Below are 19,272 nucleotides of genomic sequence, written 5' to 3' on the forward strand. Positions count from 1 at the left end.
CGAACAAGTACCCATGAGGGTCTCCGGAAATGGAAAACAGGCGAAAGATACGGGAGATACGCTGGTTTAGTCAACAACAATTATTGCAATGGCGCTTCAGCTCTTGCCGGCGTCTACATCCAGCTGGCGCAGGAAGGCCATCTTGTCGGCGATCTTGCTCTCCAGGCCGCGCGGCACGGGCTGGTACCAGCCGGGTTCGCGCATATCGTCGGGCAAGTAGGTTTCGCCGGCCGCGTAGGCATGCGGCTCGTCGTGGGCGTAGCGGTATTCGTGACCATAGCCCAGTTCCTTCATCAGCTTGGTCGGCGCGTTGCGCAGGTGAACCGGCACCTCGCGCGACTTGTCCTTTTTCACAAACGCCATAGCCTGGTTGAAGGCGTTGTAGCCGGCGTTGCTCTTGGCGGCGATGGCCAGGTAGATCACCGCCTGCCCCAGCGCCAGCTCGCCTTCCGGCGAACCGAGGCGCTCGAAGGTGGCGGCGGCGTCGTTGGCCATCTGCATCGCGCGCGGATCGGCCAGGCCGATGTCTTCCCACGCCATGCGGACGATGCGGCGCGACAGGTATTTGGCGTCGGCGCCGCCGTCGAGCATGCGGCACAGCCAGTACAGCGCGGCGTCCGGGTTCGAGCCGCGCACGGATTTGTGCAGCGCCGAGATCTGGTCGTAGAAATTGTCGCCGCCCTTGTCGAAGCGGCGCGCGTTCAAGGTCAGCGCGTTCTGGATGAACTCCGGTGTGATCTGGTTGGTCTTGGCGGCGTTGGCGGCGGTGCTGGTCTGCTCCAGCAGGTTCAGCAGGCGGCGGCCGTCGCCATCGGCGTAGCCGATCAGCGTGTCGATCGCCGCCTCGTCGAACTCCAGATGCGTGAGCACCTTGGCGCGGGCCTTGTCGACCAATTGGCGCAGCTCGGCGTCGTCAAAGGAATGCAGCACATAGACCTGCGAGCGCGACAGCAGCGCCGAGTTGACTTCGAACGAAGGGTTCTCGGTGGTCGCGCCGATCAAGGTCACCAGGCCGGATTCTGCGTACGGCAGCAAGGCGTCCTGCTGCGATTTGTTGAAGCGGTGGATCTCGTCGACGAACAGGATGGTGTGCTTGCCCATGTCCAGGTTGTGCTGGGCCTGCTCCATCGCGGCGCGGATGTCCTTGACGCCGGAGAACACGGCCGACAAGGCGATGAACTCGCACTCGTAGGCGTTGGCGGTCAGCCGCGCCAGCGTGGTCTTGCCCACGCCCGGCGGGCCCCACAAGATCATCGAATGCGGCTGGCCCGACTCAAACGCCAGGCGCAGCGGCCTGCCCGGCCCCAGCAGGTGATGCTGGCCGATGACGTCGGCTAGCGTCTTGGGCCGCAGCGCTTCGGCCAGCGGCTGGCGCGGTTCGGTGGAAAATAAGTCTGCCATGATCTCTAAATGGAAAAACGCCGCAGCGTCGCGGCTGCGGCGTCGGCACCCGCGACAGCAGGCTGTTAGTTATTATTGAATACGTCGGCGCCCTTCGGCATGACGAATTTAAAACTCGTTGCAGTCAGCGCCGGATTTTTTTCGATCTTGCGGAACGACAGCACCGAGGTCTGGCCGAACGAGTCCTTCAGCTCCATCGCTTCCGGCAAACCGTTGCGCAGGCCGATGGTGATTTGCTCGAAGCTGGTGTCCTTGGCTTTCGGCACGGCCTTCAGCCATTCCAGGCCTTCCTTGGTACCTGCTTCCGACAGCGTGAAGTTCTTTTCCAGGTCGTTGCTGCCAAACAGGATGGCCGCCGGCGACGAGCCCAGCGCATCGCCCAGCTTCTTCACGGTGACCTGGTTCAGGTCCTTGTCGAAGATGAACAGCTGGTCGCCATCGGCTTGCAGCACCTGGTCGTAGGGCTTGACGTAGGTCCAGATGAACTTGCCCGGGCGGGCGAACACGAAGGTGCCGCTGGCCGGCGTCGAGACCTTGGGCGCTTCGCCGTTGGTGTTCTTGACTTGCTTCTGGGTGAACTCGCCCTTGGCGGCCTTGGTCGAGGCGACGAAGGATTTGAACTGCTCCAGCGCGCTGGCCTGGGCCAACGCCACGGCCAGCAAGCCGGCGCCCAGCACCACGATATGTTTGAAACGCATCATACGATTTATCCTGTTTTATTCCGCACTGGCAGCCGGCACCAGAATGTCGCGGTTGCCGTTCGATTGCATGGCGGAGACGACTCCGCTATTTTCCATTTGTTCCAGCAAGCGCGCCGCGCGGTTGTAGCCGATGCGCAGATGGCGCTGCACCAGCGAGATCGAGGCGCGGCGGTTCTTCAACACCACCTGCACCGCCTGGTCGTACATCGGATCGGCCTCGCCGCCGGCCTCGCCCGCCACGGCATCGCCGCCGCCGGCTTCGCCTTCCAGCGTGCCGCCTTCGAGGATGCCTTCAATATAGTTCGGTTCGCCGGTGGTCTTCAGGTGCTTGACCACGCGGTGCACTTCTTCATCCGACACGAAGGCGCCGTGCACCCGCACCGGCAAGCCGGTGCCCGGCGGCATGTACAGCATGTCGCCCATGCCGAGCAGCGCTTCCGCCCCCATCTGGTCCAGAATGGTACGCGAGTCGATCTTGGACGATACCTGGAAGGCGATACGGGTCGGGATGTTGGCCTTGATCAGGCCGGTGATCACATCGACAGATGGGCGCTGCGTCGCCAGTATCAAGTGCAGGCCGGCGGCACGGGCTTTTTGCGCGATACGGGCGATCAGCTCTTCCACCTTTTTGCCGACGACCATCATCAGGTCGGCCAGCTCGTCGATGATGATGACGATGGTCGGCAGCTTGTCCAGCGGCTCCGGCGAATCCGGCGTCAGGCTGAACGGATTCGGGATGTGCTCTTCCTTCTTCTTGGCTTCGGCGATCTTGGCGTTGTAGCCGGCCAGGTTACGCACGCCCAGCTTGGACATCAGCTTGTAGCGGCGCTCCATCTCGTTGACCGCCCAGTTCAGCGCATGGCCGGCCTGGCGCATATCGGTCACCACCGGCGCCAGCAGGTGCGGGATGCCTTCGTACACCGACATCTCCAGCATCTTCGGATCGATCAGGATCATGCGCACGTCGGCCGGGTCGGACTTGTACAGCAGCGACAGGATGGTGGCGTTGATACCCACCGACTTGCCCGAACCGGTGGTACCGGCGACCAGCAAGTGCGGCATCTTGGCCAGGTCGGCCACCACGGCCTTGCCGGCGATGTCCTTGCCCAGCGCCACGGTCAGCGGCGACGGATTGTCGTTGTAGACCTTGGAGCCGACGATCTCGCTCAGGCGCACGATCTGGCGCTTCGGATTCGGCAGCTCCAGCGCCATGTAGTTCTTGCCCGGAATGGTCTCGACCACGCGGATCGAGGTCAGCGACAGCGAACGCGCCAAATCCCGCGCCAGGCCGACGATCTGGCTGCCCTTGACGCCGGTGGCAGGTTCGATCTCGTAGCGCGTGACCACCGGGCCCGGATAGGCCGCCACCACCTTGGCTTCGACGCCGAAGTCGGACAGCTTCTTCTCGATCAGGCGGCTGGTGAATTCCAGCGTTTCGATCGACACGGTTTCCTGCACCTCGGCCGCCTCGTCCAGCAGGGACAGGGCCGGCAGGCGGCTGTCGCCGCTCAGGTCCTGGAACAGATTGGCCTGGCGCTCCTTCTCCACGCGCTCGGACTTGATGACGGTGACGACCTGCGGCTCGATCTTGACCGGCGGCGCCGCCACCGGATGCTTCTCCACATGCTTGGCGCGCTCGATGACCACCACCTCTTCGCGCTTGACGGCCGCGACCTCGCCCTGGCGGCGGTCTTCGCGGTACTGGTAGCGCTGGATGAACCAGTCGATCATCATTTCGATGCCGCCGCCGATGCGCTCGGCCAGGGTCAGCCACGAGACGTGGAAGAACAGGCTCAGCCCCAGACCGAACAGCAGCAACAGCAGCAGGGTCGCGCCGGTGAAGCCGAACGCCACGTGGGACGAATGGCCGATCAGCTGCCCCAGCACACCGCCCGGCGCGCGCGGCAGCTGTACATGCAGCGAGTACATGCGCAGGTATTCCAGCCCGACGCTGCCGATAAACAGCAGCACGAAGCCGATCCCGCGTATCAGCGGTTCCTGCGCGTGTTCTGGATCAGGCTCCTTGGACAGCACATATTTCTGCGTCAGCCGGCGATACCCCAGCCAGACGATGCGCAGCAGGCAAAACGCCCACCACCACGCCGAGAAGCCGAAGATGTACAACAGCAGGTCGGACAGCCAGGCGCCCGCGCGCCCGCCGAGATTGTGCACTTTGGGCACCAGCGTTTCGTGGGACCAGCCGGGGTCCATTTTGTCGTAGCTGATGAGGATCAGCACGAAATACAGGCCGAGCACGGCCAGCGCCAGCCAGCGCGCCTCGGACAGCAGCCGCACCAGCCGATTCGGCAGGGGCTGGCGTTCGGTGGGGGTGCGGGTATAGGCGGAAGATCCGGCGGAAGAGGCTTTTGGCATGCGTTCCTGAACTTTTTTACTGCTCATAGGTATAAAGGCGTTGCAATCTTATCGGTCAGGAAATATTCAGATATGGCTATTCTAAGGCATATGGGCCCCAACCGGCCCGACGATTCATCCTGATGCGCTGCTTGCACTATAATCTTGTATTGCCTTCGTGAATGCAATAGCGGCTGCCGTGCTGTCGCCCTTGCCGTCACATTAAATGCCCCCAAATTCGGATTAATCCAACATATTAAGAAGCCTTCCATGACCACAACTAAACACGCCCGTGTATTGATCCTTGGCTCCGGCCCAGCCGGCTACAGCGCTGCTATCTACGCCGCCCGCGCCAATCTGAAGCCGATGCTGGTCACCGGCGTCGAGCAAGGCGGCCAGCTGATGACCACCACCGACGTGGAAAACTGGCCAGCGGACCCGATGGGCGTGCAAGGCCCGGACCTGATGCAACGCTTCCTGCAACACGCGGAACGTTTCAATACTGACATCGTGTTTGACCATATCCACACCGTCAAGCTGCAAGAGAAACCGATCCGCCTGATCGGCGACAGCCACGAGTACACCTGCGACACGCTGATCATTTCGACCGGCGCCTCGGCACAGTACCTGGGCCTGCCGTCGGAACAGGCGTTCATGGGCAAGGGCGTGTCCGCCTGCGCCACCTGCGACGGTTTCTTCTACCGTGGCCAGGAAGTGGCCGTGGTCGGCGGCGGCAACACCGCCGTCGAGGAAGCGCTGTACCTGTCCAACATCGCCACCAAAGTGACGCTGATCCACCGCCGCGACAAGTTCCGCGCCGAAGCCATCCTGATCGACCGCCTGAACGCCAAGGTCGCCGAAGGCAAGATCGTCATCAAGTACAACCACACGCTGCAGGAAGTGCTGGGCGACGACAGCGGCGTTACCGGCATCAAGATCCAGTCGACCGACAGCAATACCGTCAGCGAGCTGACCGTGCATGGTCTGTTCATCGCCATCGGCCACAAGCCGAACACCGGCATCTTCGAAGGCCAGCTGGACATGCACAACGGTTACATCAAGACCAAGACCGGCACCGAAGGCATGGCCACCGCCACCAGCGTACCGGGCGTGTTCGCCGCCGGCGACGTGCAGGACCACATCTACCGTCAAGCCATCACCAGCGCCGGCACCGGCTGCATGGCCGCGCTGGACGCCCAGCGCTACCTCGAAGGCCAGGAGTAATACCGTGGGACTGAAAGACTTCGCCGATCTGAAATCGCTGGCCAAGCAGCTCAAGGAGCAGGCCGACACGCGCGCCGCCGCCGAGGCGGAACGCGTCAAGCGGGAAAAGGTGCAGGCAGTGGAAGCGAATATCTTCCAGTCCAGCGTGGGCGGCGTCAAGCGCATGCCGGTGTCGGACCGCTACGTGCCGCAGATGCCGAAGACGTCCGCCACGGCCGCCGCGCCGGCCCGCAAGCTGACGCAGGCCGAGGACGACGCGGCCGTGCTGCGCGAGTCGCTGTCCGACCTGTTCGAAGTCGATCACTACCTGGAAGAAGATCCGGCGCTGAACTACGCCGCTCCCGGCGTCGGCCCGGACGTGGTGAAGAAGATGCGCAAGGGCCACTGGCCGGTGCAGGACGAGCTGGACCTGCACGGTCTGCGCCGCGACGACGCGCGCGACGCCATCGGCGATTTCCTGCGCAAGTCGGCCATGCGCAACCACCGCTGCGTGTGCGTGATTCATGGCCGCGGCTTTGGCTCCCGCAGCCAGGAGCCGGTGCTCAAGTCCATGGTGCACAGCTGGCTGGTGCAGAAGGAAGAAGTCGTGGCCTTCTGCCAGGCGCGCCCGTCCGAAGGCGGCGAAGGTGCGTTGATCGTGCTGCTGCGCGCCGCGTTGCAAGTCCAGCGCTAAGACGTAACGGCTGCCCACTCGCTGCGCAGCCAATCGAAGAAAGCCTGGACCGGCGGATGCCGCTCCCGGCCCGGTACGCACAACACGGTATAAGTGCCGCCGGCGATCTGTAGGTCCGGCCGCGCGGCCTTCAATAGCCCCCTCTGCACCGTATCGGCGACCAGGATGGAACTGGCCATCACCAGCCCCTGCCCGGCGATCGCCGCCTGCAAGGCATACATTTCCTCCGCATACTCCCGCAACGCCAGACCAGGCAGCCCTGACAACCACCCCTTGCCGGCCGCGTCGCACCATGCGCGCCAGCTATCCCGGTACAGCGTGGACTTGGCCCAGTGGACCGAGATCAGCGACGGTGCGGCCTGCCCCATCAACTCATCCACCCTGCCCGGCGCGCCGTAGACGCCGAAGGTCTCGGCCATGCTGCCCGGGCTGACCATGTCCGGATACGGGCCGCCGCCATAACGAATGGCGACATCGACGCTGGCGTCCTGCTGCAAGTCGATGGTTGCGGTCGACGTGTCCAGCCGCAGGTTGACTTCCGGATGCCTGGCGTAGAAGCGGTCCAGGCGGGGGACCAGCCACAGCGCGGCAAACGACGAGGGGGTGGTCAAGGTCAGGCGGCCCGCCACGGGCGCCGCGCGCAGGCTGCTGGTCACTTGCGCCAGGTCGGCCAGCGCCGAGTGCAGCGAGTGGAACAGCGTCTCGCCCTTGGGTGTCAGCCGGACGCCGCGCGGCAGCCGGTCGAACAGCGCCACGCCCAGCCACTGCTCCAGCGTGCGCACCTGGTGCGACACCGCGCCCGGCGTCACCGCCAGTTCGTCGGCCGCCAGCTTGAAACTCAGGTGGCGCGCCGACGATTCGAAAGTGCGCAGCGCGATAACCGGTAAAGCACGAAACATGGTGTGTCCTCGAGTGAATTCAATTCGTCCGGCAGCAATTCAGCTGGTTTGTCGGGCATGACAGCGCGGCCTATAGTCATCGCTCGACAACTCGCGAGCATACCGCACCTACATCATGACCACACTGCTACACCTCGATTCCAGTGCCCGCCCCGGCAATTCCGCAGACCAGCCGTTCGGCTCGCACACCCGGCGCCTGACGTCGCGCTTCGTCGCCCGCTGGCGGGCGGCGCATCCCGGCGACACCGTGATCTATCGCGACCTGGGCGTGCAGCCGCCGCAGCACGTGACGGGCGACTGGATCCATGCAGCCTTCACCAAGCCGGAGCAGCGCCTGCCGTGGATGCACGCGGCGCTGCAGGAAAGCGACCAGCTGATCGATGAACTGTGCGCAGCCGACATCATCGTGGCGGGCGTGCCGATGTATAACTTCAACGTGCCGGCGCAGTTCAAGGCCTACATCGACAATATCGTGCGCGTGGGCCGCACCTTCGGCTTCGACCGCGGCCGCGCCGGCGCGCCCTACTGGCCGCTGCTGGACCAGCAGCGCAAATCGTTCGTCATCCTCAGCTCACGGGGCGACTACGGCTACAGCCAGGGACAGCGCATCGCCCATATGAACCATGTGGAACCGTCGATCACCACGGCGCTGCGCTATATCGGCATCACCGACGTGCACGGGGCGGCCGTTGAATTCGACGAATTCGGCGACGGACGATTGAGGGCGTCGCTTGTGGCGGCAGAGTCACACGTCGCGGAGTTGGTGACCCTGTTGAGCACGCAACGGCGGCCCGCGTAGCCGTCAGCCGCCATGGACAGCAGAATGATGACACGTGGTCGGTTTGTCATGTTAACCTATGGCATCATCACTTTGTCCAGAAGCCTACATGAAGCACGTCCCTGTTCCGCACGTTTCCCTGATCACAGTCATCGAAGTTGTCGCGATTCTGGTGGGCGCGTTTTCCGGCTTTGTTGAAGCACGCCGCAAACGCATGGACGTGGTGGGCGTGTTCACGGTGGCCTTCATCACCGCGTTCGGCGGCGGTACGCTGCGCGACATCCTGCTCGACCGAAGGCCGCTGTTCTGGGTGCTGCACCAGGAATACGCGATCCTGATCTTCATCCTGGCGCTGGTGGCAGCGCCGTTGATGCGCACCCTGCGCCAGATTTTGTCCGAACGCCTGATCGTGGTGGCCGACGCCATCGGCCTCGGGCTGTTCGCCGTGGCCGGCGTGTCGCAGGCGCAGGCCGCGCACATGCCGCTGTTCATCGCCTCGATGATGGGCGTGATCACCGGCATCTTCGGCGGCGTGCTGCGCGACATCGTCTGCAACGAGGTGCCGATGGTCTTCCGCGACGGCAAACCCTACGCCATCTGCGCCTTCTTCGGCTGCTGGATGTACATCGGCCTGCAGTACACCGACGTCTCCGACGACTTCGCGCTGTGGGCCAGCGCCGCCTGCATCACCGTGCTGCGGCTGGTGACGTGGAAGTTCGAACTGCACCTCCATTATCACAAGAACTGATCACCTTCGAAAGAACAGGCATTCATGGGACTATTTTGCAAACCCGGCATCATCGCTTGGCTACTGGTTGCCGGCATGACTCCCATTTGCCAGGCCCAGCAAACCTGGCGCGCGCTCGATCCCGAAAACACGCTCGTTATCGATACCACCAAGGGTCGTTTGATCATCGAAATGCGTCCGGACATGGCGCCCAAATCCATCGACCGGTTGAAGATGCTGGCGCGCGAAAAAACCTACGACGGCTTGCAGTTCCACCGCGTCATCGGCAACTTCGTCGCACAGACCGGCAATCCAAACAACAAGGATGGCGGCAAAACGTCCTATCCGAACCTGGCGCCTGAGATGACCTTCAAGCATCAGCGCAAGGCCATTGAAGTCTGGGCCAGCAATGCCAGCGATGGCGGCAGCGGTTTCCTGGGTAGCGTGCCATTCCAGTCCATTCCGACGCCTGCGGACCAGCAAGCCCGGATTGCCTGGGGCGCCCATTGCGCTGGCGTCATGGGAATGGGGCGCGACGAGCCGCTGGATTCGGCGAACAGCGAGTTCTATTTCATGCTGGCGGCAGTTCGCCGCCTGGACCACACCTACTCCGTGGTTGGACGTGTGGTCGTCGGCATGGACGTGTTGCTGGCGCTGCAGCAGGGGGAGCCCCCCGCCAACCCGGACCTAATGCATTCGGTGCGCTTGCTGGAGGATCTGCCAGCAGCCGAACGGCCCAAGGTCAGCGTGATGACAGGCAAAGCCCTGAGCGCAGTCATCGATAAGATCAGGCATCAGAAAAAAGCGGATTTCAGCGTCTGCGATGTCGTCGTGCCAGTGAAGGTCGAACCATGAGCAGAAGCGCAGCTTGGCTGCTGACTGTGTCACTCATGCAGGCCTTGCCGGCTGCCACGGCGGCACCCATCCCGATCGAGGTGCGAGGCAGTCAGATTGCCGGCCCCGACCAGCAAGATATCGGCGAAGTGGACTGGCTGGCGCGGTTGAACAACTGGAAGCGCGATCCCAACGGCAAGCACGAAGCATGGCTGGCCGCCATGCGCAGCTGGCGCACCGCGCAGCTGGCCAAAATCCAGTACGACGACGCCCAGTATCGCCGCCCTGAGCTGCGTTGGACCCAGCGCAATTTCGTGCAGCCGCAGGCGATGGTGGAGGACCGCTATCTGTACGACTCGGTCGCCGGACGCTACACCGTCGACCGCTATCTGCAAGACCTTGAGCAGCGCTACGGCGGCATCGACAGCGTCCTGCTGTGGCCGGTCTATCCCAACATCGGCATCGACAATCGCAACCAGTGGGACATGGTGCGCGACCTGCCCGGGGGCATCGCCGGGGTTCGTCAGCTGATCAAGGATTTCCACGCGCGCGGCGTCAAGGTGTTCTTCCCCACCATGCCGTGGGACACCGGCTCGCGCGACGTCGGCACGACCATGCATCAGGCCACTGCGGCGCTGATGGCGGAGATCGGCGCGGACGGTATCAACGGCGATACGATGGACGGCTTGCCGCTGGAATACCGCAGCGCCTCCGACGCCACCGGCCATCCGGTCGCGCTGGAGCCGGAGCTCACGTTCAAGGATGACGCCATGCTGGCCTACAACCAACAGAGCTGGGGCTACTGGCCGACCTCGCTGGTGCCACTGGTCAGCAAATGGAAGTGGATGGAGCCGCGCCACATGGTGCATGTGTGCGACCGCTGGGCCACCGACCGCACCAATATTTTGCAGGACGCCTTCTTCAATGGCGTCGGCATCGAAAGCTGGGAGAACGTCTGGGGCTGGTGGAACCAGTTCACGCCGCGCGACGGCGAAGCGATGCGGCGTATCGCCACCATCTATCGCGCCTTCCCCGATCACCTGGTCAGCGCCGACTGGCGGCCACACGTGCCGACGCTGCATTACGGCGTGTATGCCAGCGAGTTTCCGTTGGCCGGCAAGTCGCTGTGGACGATCATCAATCGCACCGACTGGAGCGTGAACGAAAGCATCATGCGCGTCTCGCACAAGCCGGGCCAGCGCTACTTCGACGTATGGAACGGCAAGGAAATCGCGCCATTGATCCGCGACGGTTACGCCGAGCTGAACATGCAGCTGGAAGCGCACGGCTACGGCGCCGTGCTGCGTGTCGACCGCGATGTCAGCATTGCCGACTTGGACATCACCTTGAAGCGCCTGGCGCGGCAGGCCGCCAAGCCATTGCGCGCCTACTCAAACGAATGGCAGCCGCTGCCGCAGAAAATGACACCGATCGCTGCGAGCCCTCCCGCACGCAGCCAACCCGATGGCATGGTCAAGATACCTGGAACCGTTTTTAATTTCCAAGTGCACGGCGTTGAAATCGAAGGCGAAAACAAACCGGGGTTGGACGTGCAGTACCCTTGGGAGCCGTCCGCCAGGCGCGGCCACGTGCATCGCCTGACGATCAAGCCGTTTTACATCGACAAGTACCCGGTCACCAACGCCCAGTTCAAGGCATTCGTCAGCGCGACCGCCTATCATCCCAAGGACGACCACAACTTCCTCAAGCATTGGGTGAACGGCAGTCCTCGTTCCGGCGATGAGAACCGGCCGGTGACCTGGGTTTCGCTGGAAGACGCCCGCGCATATTTGCTATGGGCCGGCAAGCGCTTGCCAAATGAATGGGAGTGGCAGTATGCTGGCCAGGGCAACGATGGCCGCCTCTACCCATGGGGCAATGAGTGGGATGCAGCGATGGTCCCGACACCGGCCAAGGGGCGCGACCTTCCGGCACCGGAGCAGGTCGGCCAGCACCCGGGCGCGGCCAGCCCGTTTGGCGTCGAGGACATGATCGGCGGCGTCTGGCAATGGACCAACGAGTTCGCCGATGAGCATACCCGCACAGCGATCCTGCGCGGCGGCAGCTACTACCAGCCACAAGATTCATACTGGTACTTCCCGCAAGCCTACAAGCTGAACGAACACGGAAAGTACTTGCTGATGGCCCCTTCCAAGGACCGCTCCGGCGGCCTGGGTTTTCGGGGCGCAAAAGACATCACTATCGAATAATTTAGAATGGAACCCGCATGAGCACAATTAGTATTCGTCAGGCCGCACTCACTGATATTGAAGCATTGTCCGTTTTATTCGACGGCTACCGCCAGTTCTACGGCCGCGAAAGCGACGTCGCCGCAGCAAAGCAATTTCTTATCGACCGATTCGGCAACGGCGAGTCAGTGCTGTTTATCGCGCATGACGGGGCCGATCCCATCGGCTTCACGCAACTGTATCCGAGCTTCTCCAGCGTTTCACTTGGGCGCATCTACGTTCTGAACGACTTGTTCGTCAATGAATTGGGACGTCGGAAAGGTGTGGGCGCCAAGCTGCTGAAGGCCGCCGCCGATTTCGCGCGCACGGTCGGTGCAATTCGCCTTGCGCTGTCAACCTCCAATACAAACACGACAGCACAGGCGCTCTACGAAGCCGAAGGCTGGGAGCGCGACGACGATTTCTTCTACACCTACACCATTAAGAAATAGTCCTTCACGAAAATGCTAGCGGGTCCAGTCCTCGACCCGCAGCTTAGGGACTTTAGCGAAGGCATGATCGCTCGTGACCAGGATGGCATCCTTGATCAGGGCATGGCTCGCAATCAGCAAATCGGCACCGTCAATAAACGCCGGCCAACAACAGGATGGCCCTTTACCAGGTGGCTCACCATATTGGTGTCGAACATGTACGACGTCAAGGAAATAGACATCGTCGCGACCGCCAGCGATGGCACGCCGCGCCACAAAAAATGCCGCCAGCCTGGGCGCGACGGACATCGCACCCAGGCTGGCGGCATTTCTGGCAGGGCAGCTGCGGCGAGCTTACACGGCTTCTGCGCCGGTCTCGCCGGTACGGATGCGGATGACCTGTTCAACGTTCTGCACGAAGATCTTGCCGTCGCCGATCTTGCCGGTGCGGGCGGCCTTGATGATGGCGTCCACCACCTGCTCGGCCACGCCGTCGTCGACCACGACTTCGACTTTCACTTTCGGCAGGAAGTCGACCACGTACTCGGCGCCACGATACAGTTCGGTGTGGCCCTTCTGGCGGCCGAAGCCTTTGACTTCGGTAACGGTCAGGCCGGTGACATTGACTTCGGCCAGTGCTTCGCGCACCTCGTCCAATTTGAACGGTTTGATCACAGCGGTAATCTGTTTCATGACTTCTCCTTATTTTGTTTCAAACGAAAATCTGGTGCCGGGCGCGCCGCGAGCGATTACTTTGTATTGTAATCGACGCGCACGCACTGTCCATCAACGTATGCGAATACCTGTCAATTCCCTGCTTCTTGCACCGGAATGGAGCGTAATTCCTCCAGCCATACAACGCTTTGCGCATCGCTCGGCGCCCGCCAGTCGCCACGCGGCGACAGCGAACCGCCGCTGCCCACCTTCGGTGCATTCGGCACGCAGCTGCGCTTGAACTGGCTGGTGCGGAAAAAGCGGTCCAGGAAGATACCCAGGTTTTTCTTGATCGCGGCCAGGCCGTACTGGTTGCGGGTGACGTGGTCGCCATCCGGCCAGCGGCCCTTCTCCCTGTCCTGCCAGGCGGTCAGCGACAGGAAAGCGACCTTGGACGGACGGAAGCCGAAGCGCAGCACGTAGTACAGGTTGAAGTCTTGCAGCTCGTAAGGACCGATGGTGCTTTCGGTGCGCTGCTCCGGCTGGCCGTCCGCCGTGCCCGGCACCAGCTCGGGGCTGATCTCGGTGCCGAGGATGTCGAGCAGCACTTGCGCGTCGTTGCGGCCGATCACGCCGGACTCGGCGACCCAACGCACCAGGTGCGAGATCAGCGTCTTCGGCACGCTGGCGTTGACGTTGTAGTGCGACATGTGGTCGCCCACGCCGTAGGTGCACCAGCCCAGCGCCAGCTCGCTCAGGTCGCCGGTGCCGCAGACGATGGCGTTGTGGTGATTGGCCAGGCGGAACAGGTGGTTGGTGCGCTCGCCGGCCTGCACGTTTTCAAACGTGATGTCGTACTGCGCCTGCCCTTCCGAATACGGATGGTTCAAGTCCTTCAGCATCTGGATGCAGCTAGGGCGGATGTCGATTTCCTGCGCCGAGCAGCCGACCAGCTTCATCAGCGCATGCGCCTGCGTCAGCGTGCGTTCGCTGGTGGCGAAGCCGGGCATCGTGTAGGCCAGGATATTGGTGCGCGGCAGGTTCAGCTTGTCCATCACGCGCGCGCACACCAGCAGCGCGTGGGTAGAGTCGAGGCCGCCGGAAATGCCGATGACGATCTTCTTGATGTTGCTGGAGTTCAGACGCTGCGCCAGCGCCTGCACCTGGATGTTGTAGACCTCGTTGCAGCGCTCGTCGCGGCGGCGCGCATCGGCCGGCACATACGGGAAGCGTTCGACGCAGCGCTTCAGCGCCAGCGGCTCTTCACGGCCGATCTCCAGTTCGAAGAACACGGTGCGGAACTTGTTCACTTCGCCCGCGTGGCGCTGCACCGATTGCGCGAAGGTGTTCATGCGCATGCGCTCACGCGACAGGCGCTCCAGGTCGATGTCGGCAAAGGTCAGCGTGGCTTCGTCGCTGAAGCGCTTGGACTCGGCCAGCATCTCGCCGTTCTCGCAGATCACGCCCTGCCCGTCCCAGGCCAGGTCGGTGGTCGACTCGCCGGTGCCGGCCGAGGTGTACAGGTAGGCGGAGATGCAGCGCGCCGATTGCTGCGACACCAGCTGGTTGCGGTAGCCGGCCTTGCCCACCAGCGCGTTCGAGGCCGACAGGTTGACCAGCACCGTGGCGCCGGCCAACGCCGCGAACGACGACGGCGGAATCGGCACCCACACGTCCTCGCAGATCTCGACGTGGAATTTAAACAGCGGCATGTCGGCCACTTCGAACAGCAGGCCGGAGCCGAACTGCACGCGCTCGCCCAGCAGGTCGAACTCGGTGGCGACCGCGTAGTCGCCGCTGCTGAACTGGCGCGCGTCGTAGAACTCGCCGTAGTTGGGCAGGTAGCTCTTCGGCACCACGCCCTGGATCTGGCCGTTGGCGATCACCACCGCGCAGTTGTACAGCTGGTGCTCGACGCGCAGCGGCACGCCAACCACCAGCGCCAGCTTCCATTGCGCCGACGCGGCGACGATGCTGTCGAGCGCATCGAGGCAGCCATCGAGCAAGGCGCGCTGGTGGAACAGGTCGTCGCAGGTGTAGGCCGACAGGCCCAGCTCGGGGAAGGCCACCAGCGCCGCGCCTTGTGCGGCGGCCTGTTCGGCCAGGGCGATGGTCTGGAGCGCGTTGTAGGCGGGGTCGGCGATCCGGCAAACCGGCGCGGCGATGGCGACGCGGGCGAAATCGTGGGTGTACAGATTCAGGAAATTCGAGGTCATGTGTAGTCTTTCGCGAGCACAAGGGACATGCAAAATCGAATTATCTCACGGGGACAGCCGTGCCGCCGCCAACAGATCGGCGTCAGATAGGCTAGACTTGCGCCAACATTAAAGGCCGGAGGCAGGCGTGTCAGAAGCAGCATTTACGATCATCGACTCACTGGACGGCGTGGACCCGGCACAATGGCAGGCGCTGGCCGGCGACAATCCAACGCTCAGCTACACTTTCCTGCACGCGCTGCACGAGAGCGGCTGCGCCTCGCCCGACACCGGCTGGAGCCCGCGCTACCTGGTGCTGCATCGCGGCGACGTGCTGGCCGGGGCCATGCCGCTGTACCTGAAGGATCACAGCCGCGGCGAGTATGTGTTCGACCACGCCTGGGCCGACGCCTTCCACCGCAACGGCATCGAGTACTACCCCAAGCTGCTGTCGGCGGTGCCGTTCACGCCGGTGACCGGCAGCCGGCTGCTGGCCCACACGCAGCAAGACCGCCAGTTGCTGGCGCGCGCCGCGCTGCAGGTGGCGCGCCAGTTGGGCACCTCATCGCTGCACATCCTGTTCCCCGACCAGCAGGACAAGCAGGCGCTGGCCGACGCCGGCTTCATGCTGCGCGAAGGCGTGCAATTCCACTGGGATAATCCCGGCTATGCGGATTTCGAGGCCTTCCTGGCCAGCATGAAGATGGAGAAGCGCAAGAAGATCCGCCAGGACCGGCGCCGCGTGCTCGATGCGGGCATCGCCTTCGAGCATCTGGCCGGCGCGCAGATCACCGCCGAGGTGCTGGGCTTCTTCTACGACTGCTACGTGTCGACCTACCACGCGCACTATTCCAAGCCCTACCTGTCGCTGGCATTTTTCGAACGCATCCTGCGCGAAACGCCGGACAGCATGATGATGGTGCTGGCCAAGCGCGGCGACGCGCCGGTGGCGGCCGCGCTGAACCTGGTGGGCGGCGGCATCATGTACGGCCGCTACTGGGGCACGCTGGAATTCGTCTCCGGCCTGCACTTTGAAACCTGCTATGTGCAATCGATCGACTACTGCATCCGCCACGGCATCGCCCGCTTCGAGGGCGGCGCCCAGGGCGTGCACAAGATGTCGCGCGGACTGGTGCCGACGCCGACCTGGTCGGCCCACTGGGTGGCCGACCCGCGCTTCGCCGGCGCCATCGCCGACTTCCTGCGCGAGGAAACCGCCGCCATGAACGACTACATCGACGAGCTGGCCGAGCACGTGCCGTTCAAGGCCGGCTGACGCCGGGGCGTCAATGCTGGCCGGCCGGCGTCATGCGCCGCTCGGCCACGCGCCGCTCGGCACGGACATCCCTGGCCACCTTGGGCGGCAGCGGTCCGTAGGCGCGGTAAGCCAGCGCCAGATACAGCACGCCCGCCACGATGGCGTACACGCCGACCAGCCAGACCAGCGCCAGCACGCCCATGTTCGGCACGGTCACCAGCACGGTGCCGAACATCACGGACACCAGGCCGCCGGCCAGCAGCAGCCAGTCGCCGCCGCGCAGGTGGCTGCGCAAACGCACCGCCAGGATGATATCCAGCACGCCGCTGACCATCGCATTGATGCCGATGACGATCACCAGCACCAGCGCCGCCAGCACCGGCTGCATGAGCGCCAGCACGCCGGCGGCGATGCTCACCAGCCCCAGCACCAGCAACAACCACCAATCGAACGCATGCGCCCCGGTGGCGTGGCGCCGGTGGCGCACCACCCCGGTCAGGTAGACCACCCCGGCCAGCAGCGCGTACACGGCGAAGATCGCCACCAGGCTCAACACGGTCGGTCCCGGCATCGACAACGCCAGTCCGCCGAACAGCAGCAACAGCACGCCGCGCAGCGCCAGCATCCACCAGCTACGCAACACCATCGGCCTCGCATCCATGCTCACCTCCCCTCTTCAACGCAGGTCCACCGGTGTCAGACCTGCGCGGCGGGCAAAGGGTTCCGCAAAACGCGGGTAAAATGGTAGCGTTACCGACTATCTATCCGAGGATGAAACCAGTTTGCTTCACAGCAATTTCAATCGGGCCTATACTCTGTGCCCCTTCGTAGGGTTTTATCAGGAACGTGGCAAGCCAAGCATGAATGCAGATTTTATTAGACAACGTGAGCGGTTCAAGACCGCCACGATGAAGCGGATCGACGTCAGCGATGAGTCCTACAGCAACGTAACCGATTTATTGGCGGCGATCGCCAAGCCTTTCCAAGTGCGTAAGGGCGAATACATGCAGCGCGCCGGCGTGCCGGCGACCCAGGTGCACTGGATCAGCAGCGGCGTGGTGCGCAGCGGCTTCTTCAACCGCGACGGCATCGAAGTGACGTTGCGCTTCTACCGCGAAGGCGAATCGGCCACCACGCTGACCGACCTGATCAACGGCGAAGCCAGCCAGCCAGCAGTACAGTTCCTGATTGCGGAAACGCCGATCCACGGTTTCACCCTGGACTGGAAGCGTTCTTGCGAGCTGCGGGCGCAGCACGAGGTGATGCAGCATTACCATCTCAATATCGCCATGCATGGCCTGCAGACGCTGGCCCAGCGCGCCTACACCAATGGCGAGACCTCGGCCCACGAGCGGCTGGCCGCCTTCCGCGAAGAGTATCCGGGACTGGAGGCGCGCATCTCGCAGCGGGCGATCGCGTCCTACCTGGGCATCACCCCGCAGTACATGTCGCGCTTGCGGCGCGAGGCCGAAGCGGCCAGCGGCGCGCCGCGCGGATAAAAAAAAGCCCCTGGCGCTGGCGCTCGGGGCTTTCTTGTTCTAGACAGCGCGAATTACGCGATGCCGTTTTCTTTCTTGTAAGCGGCAACGCCGCTCAGGATCTCTGCTTTGGCCTCATCCGGACCATACCAACCGTCGATCTTGACCCATTTGCCTTTTTCCAGGTCTTTGTAGTGCTCGAAGAAGTGCTGGATCTGGCGCAGGCGCAGTTCGTTCAGGTCTTCCGGCTTCTGCCAGTGGCTGTAGATCGACAGTACTTTGTCGACTGGTACGGCCAGCACTTTGGCGTCTTCACCGGCTTCGTCGGTCATTTTCAGCACGCCGACAGGACGGCAGCGCACTACCACGCCTGGGATCAGCGGGAACGGGGTGATGACCAGCACATCGACCGGGTCGCCGTCTGCGGACAGGGTGTTCGGCACGTAGCCGTAGTTGCATGGGTAGTGCATGGCGGTGCCCATGAAACGATCGACGAAGATCGCGCCCGATTCCTTGTCAACTTCATACTTGATCGGATCGGCGTTCATCGGGATTTCGATGATGACGTTGAAATCGTTCGGCAGATCGCGGCCGGAAGATACTTTGTTCAAGCTCATGGGTTTTCCTCGTAAGTGCTGGCAAATGTTTAACCGCGTAATTATAGCGAAGTACAGCCCGCTTGTGCGGCGCAGCACTGCAAAACAGTCTGCCAGACGCTACGGCACCGTGAGCGGGCTCAATGGCAAACCACCGTAATTGACCTAAACTTAAGGTTTAACGCCAAGCGTTCAGGCGGCTATATGACCTTCTCGAAAAGCAAGTGGTTCACGTACACGTTGCTCGTCGGCTTACTCCCCATGTCAACAAGGCTGCTCATGTGGACGGCTGTCAAAGCGAACACCGTCGCTGCCATTGCTGCGTCGGACATCATTACTCTTGGACTCGTGTTACATATTTCCGTTATCAATGAACTGGAACATGCCACGAATAGAGCGGCGAACCTGAAGACCATTTTGAACGGTACCTCCGCCTTCTTTATTGCTTTGTATGGTGCCCTGTATGGGCTGGCCATTCTCGGCGAGAAAAATCAGGACTTTATAGATAAAATCTCTATGCTAAAAAGTAGCATCGGTCTCGCTAGCGTTTCCCTGTTATTAAGTTTGGTAACTTATCAACATCTTGCGAATGGAGATACAAAATGACTACCCTACTTTACGCGATTACCGGGATAGGCATGTTCGTCGGACTTTGCGTTTCCGTGTGGGTGCATATTGAGACTCGAAAAATGCGCTTGAAAGATTGCACGACAGCGGAAAAGTTCCAAGATCAAAGTGAGGGCTAAATGCTTACATTTCTTCAGCCTGGCGGGGGTGTACTGTATTCTGTGTAAACGGGTTTTCGTTTAAGCCTGCGGCACCCGGTCTTCAAACTGGATGGCG

19 protein-coding genes are annotated in these 19,272 nt (G+C 62.6%); 10 read left to right on the forward strand and 9 right to left on the reverse strand.

The window, feature by feature from the left end; translation table 11 throughout:
* Positions 1-96: 96 nt before the first annotated feature.
* From AC07OK_RS22835 to AC07OK_RS22845, 3 genes are all read right to left on the reverse strand, one after another.
* Positions 97-1,401, reverse strand: coding sequence for a replication-associated recombination protein A (locus tag AC07OK_RS22835; protein WP_494692431.1), 1,305 nt, complete (start codon positions 1,399-1,401; stop codon positions 97-99).
* Between the two features lie 65 nt (positions 1,402-1,466).
* Entirely contained in the window at positions 1,467-2,102 is a 636-nt protein-coding gene (lolA, locus tag AC07OK_RS22840; RefSeq protein ID WP_494692432.1) for an outer membrane lipoprotein chaperone LolA, read from the reverse strand.
* A 15-nt stretch (positions 2,103-2,117) separates the two neighbouring features.
* The gene (locus AC07OK_RS22845) at positions 2,118-4,475 is read right to left on the reverse strand and encodes a DNA translocase FtsK (protein ID WP_494692433.1); all 2,358 of its coding nucleotides are present in this window, start codon (positions 4,473-4,475) and stop codon (positions 2,118-2,120) included.
* Positions 4,476-4,724: 249 nt separating this feature from the next.
* Here AC07OK_RS22845 and trxB point away from each other — a divergent pair, with 249 nt between their 5' ends.
* Complete coding sequence (gene trxB / locus AC07OK_RS22850) at positions 4,725-5,678, forward strand: thioredoxin-disulfide reductase (RefSeq protein WP_494692434.1); 954 nt, start codon at positions 4,725-4,727, stop codon at positions 5,676-5,678.
* A gap of 4 nt (positions 5,679-5,682) precedes the next feature.
* Positions 5,683-6,351 carry a Smr/MutS family protein gene (locus AC07OK_RS22855; RefSeq protein ID WP_494692435.1) on the forward strand — a complete coding sequence of 223 codons (669 nt, stop codon included), beginning with the start codon at positions 5,683-5,685 and terminating at the stop codon, positions 6,349-6,351.
* Here AC07OK_RS22855 and AC07OK_RS22860 read toward each other — a convergent pair.
* On the reverse strand, positions 6,348-7,250 hold the full coding sequence (locus tag AC07OK_RS22860; RefSeq protein WP_494692436.1) for a LysR substrate-binding domain-containing protein: 903 nt from the start codon (positions 7,248-7,250) through the stop codon (positions 6,348-6,350). The genes AC07OK_RS22855 and AC07OK_RS22860 overlap by 4 nt on opposite strands.
* Positions 7,251-7,365: 115 nt before the next feature.
* Here AC07OK_RS22860 and AC07OK_RS22865 point away from each other — a divergent pair, with 115 nt between their 5' ends.
* The 5 genes from AC07OK_RS22865 (at position 7,366) to AC07OK_RS22885 (ending at position 12,269) form a co-directional block, all read left to right on the forward strand.
* Positions 7,366-8,049: an FMN-dependent NADH-azoreductase gene (locus AC07OK_RS22865; RefSeq protein WP_494692437.1), complete on the forward strand. Its 684-nt coding sequence runs from the start codon at positions 7,366-7,368 to the stop codon at positions 8,047-8,049.
* A gap of 88 nt (positions 8,050-8,137) precedes the next feature.
* Positions 8,138-8,776, forward strand: coding sequence for a trimeric intracellular cation channel family protein (locus AC07OK_RS22870; RefSeq protein ID WP_217943852.1), 639 nt, complete (start codon positions 8,138-8,140; stop codon positions 8,774-8,776).
* 24 nt (positions 8,777-8,800) lie between these two features.
* Entirely contained in the window at positions 8,801-9,610 is an 810-nt protein-coding gene (locus AC07OK_RS22875; protein WP_494692438.1) for a peptidylprolyl isomerase, read from the forward strand.
* A complete protein-coding gene (locus AC07OK_RS22880; RefSeq protein ID WP_494692439.1) occupies positions 9,607-11,799 on the forward strand; it encodes a formylglycine-generating enzyme family protein in 2,193 nt (730 codons plus the stop codon). Before AC07OK_RS22875 ends, AC07OK_RS22880 begins: the two co-directional genes overlap by 4 nt.
* A gap of 17 nt (positions 11,800-11,816) precedes the next feature.
* Entirely contained in the window at positions 11,817-12,269 is a 453-nt protein-coding gene (locus AC07OK_RS22885; RefSeq protein WP_494692440.1) for a GNAT family N-acetyltransferase, read from the forward strand.
* Between the two features lie 15 nt (positions 12,270-12,284).
* Here the strand turns inward: AC07OK_RS22885 and AC07OK_RS22890 are convergent, their stop codons facing one another.
* From AC07OK_RS22890 to AC07OK_RS22900, 3 genes are all read right to left on the reverse strand, one after another.
* Positions 12,285-12,557: a hypothetical protein gene (locus AC07OK_RS22890; RefSeq protein ID WP_494692441.1), complete on the reverse strand. Its 273-nt coding sequence runs from the start codon at positions 12,555-12,557 to the stop codon at positions 12,285-12,287.
* Positions 12,558-12,602: 45 nt separating this feature from the next.
* Entirely contained in the window at positions 12,603-12,941 is a 339-nt protein-coding gene (locus tag AC07OK_RS22895) for a P-II family nitrogen regulator (protein ID WP_020705920.1), read from the reverse strand.
* A 113-nt stretch (positions 12,942-13,054) separates the two neighbouring features.
* Positions 13,055-15,118, reverse strand: a complete 2,064-nt coding sequence (locus tag AC07OK_RS22900) for an NAD(+) synthase (protein WP_494692442.1) — start codon at positions 15,116-15,118, stop codon at positions 13,055-13,057.
* A gap of 127 nt (positions 15,119-15,245) precedes the next feature.
* Between AC07OK_RS22900 and AC07OK_RS22905 the strand changes: the two genes are divergently transcribed.
* Positions 15,246-16,373 carry a GNAT family N-acetyltransferase gene (locus tag AC07OK_RS22905; protein ID WP_494692443.1) on the forward strand — a complete coding sequence of 376 codons (1,128 nt, stop codon included), beginning with the start codon at positions 15,246-15,248 and terminating at the stop codon, positions 16,371-16,373.
* Between the two features lie 10 nt (positions 16,374-16,383).
* On the opposite strand, the gene AC07OK_RS22910 is transcribed toward AC07OK_RS22905, so the two are convergent.
* Positions 16,384-17,016, reverse strand: a complete 633-nt coding sequence (locus AC07OK_RS22910) for an HdeD family acid-resistance protein (RefSeq protein ID WP_494692444.1) — start codon at positions 17,014-17,016, stop codon at positions 16,384-16,386.
* 247 nt (positions 17,017-17,263) lie between these two features.
* Between AC07OK_RS22910 and AC07OK_RS22915 the strand changes: the two genes are divergently transcribed.
* A complete protein-coding gene (locus AC07OK_RS22915) occupies positions 17,264-17,854 on the forward strand; it encodes a Crp/Fnr family transcriptional regulator (RefSeq protein WP_494692445.1) in 591 nt (196 codons plus the stop codon).
* A gap of 53 nt (positions 17,855-17,907) precedes the next feature.
* On the opposite strand, the gene ppa is transcribed toward AC07OK_RS22915, so the two are convergent.
* Complete coding sequence (gene ppa, locus AC07OK_RS22920) at positions 17,908-18,450, reverse strand: inorganic diphosphatase (protein ID WP_020705915.1); 543 nt, start codon at positions 18,448-18,450, stop codon at positions 17,908-17,910.
* A 183-nt stretch (positions 18,451-18,633) separates the two neighbouring features.
* On the opposite strand from ppa, the gene AC07OK_RS22925 reads away from it, so the two are divergent.
* Positions 18,634-19,035: a hypothetical protein gene (locus tag AC07OK_RS22925; RefSeq protein WP_494692446.1), complete on the forward strand. Its 402-nt coding sequence runs from the start codon at positions 18,634-18,636 to the stop codon at positions 19,033-19,035.
* Positions 19,036-19,272: the final 237 nt, after the last annotated feature.

This window comes from Duganella sp. GW821-FHT07G03, from assembly GCF_059418605.1.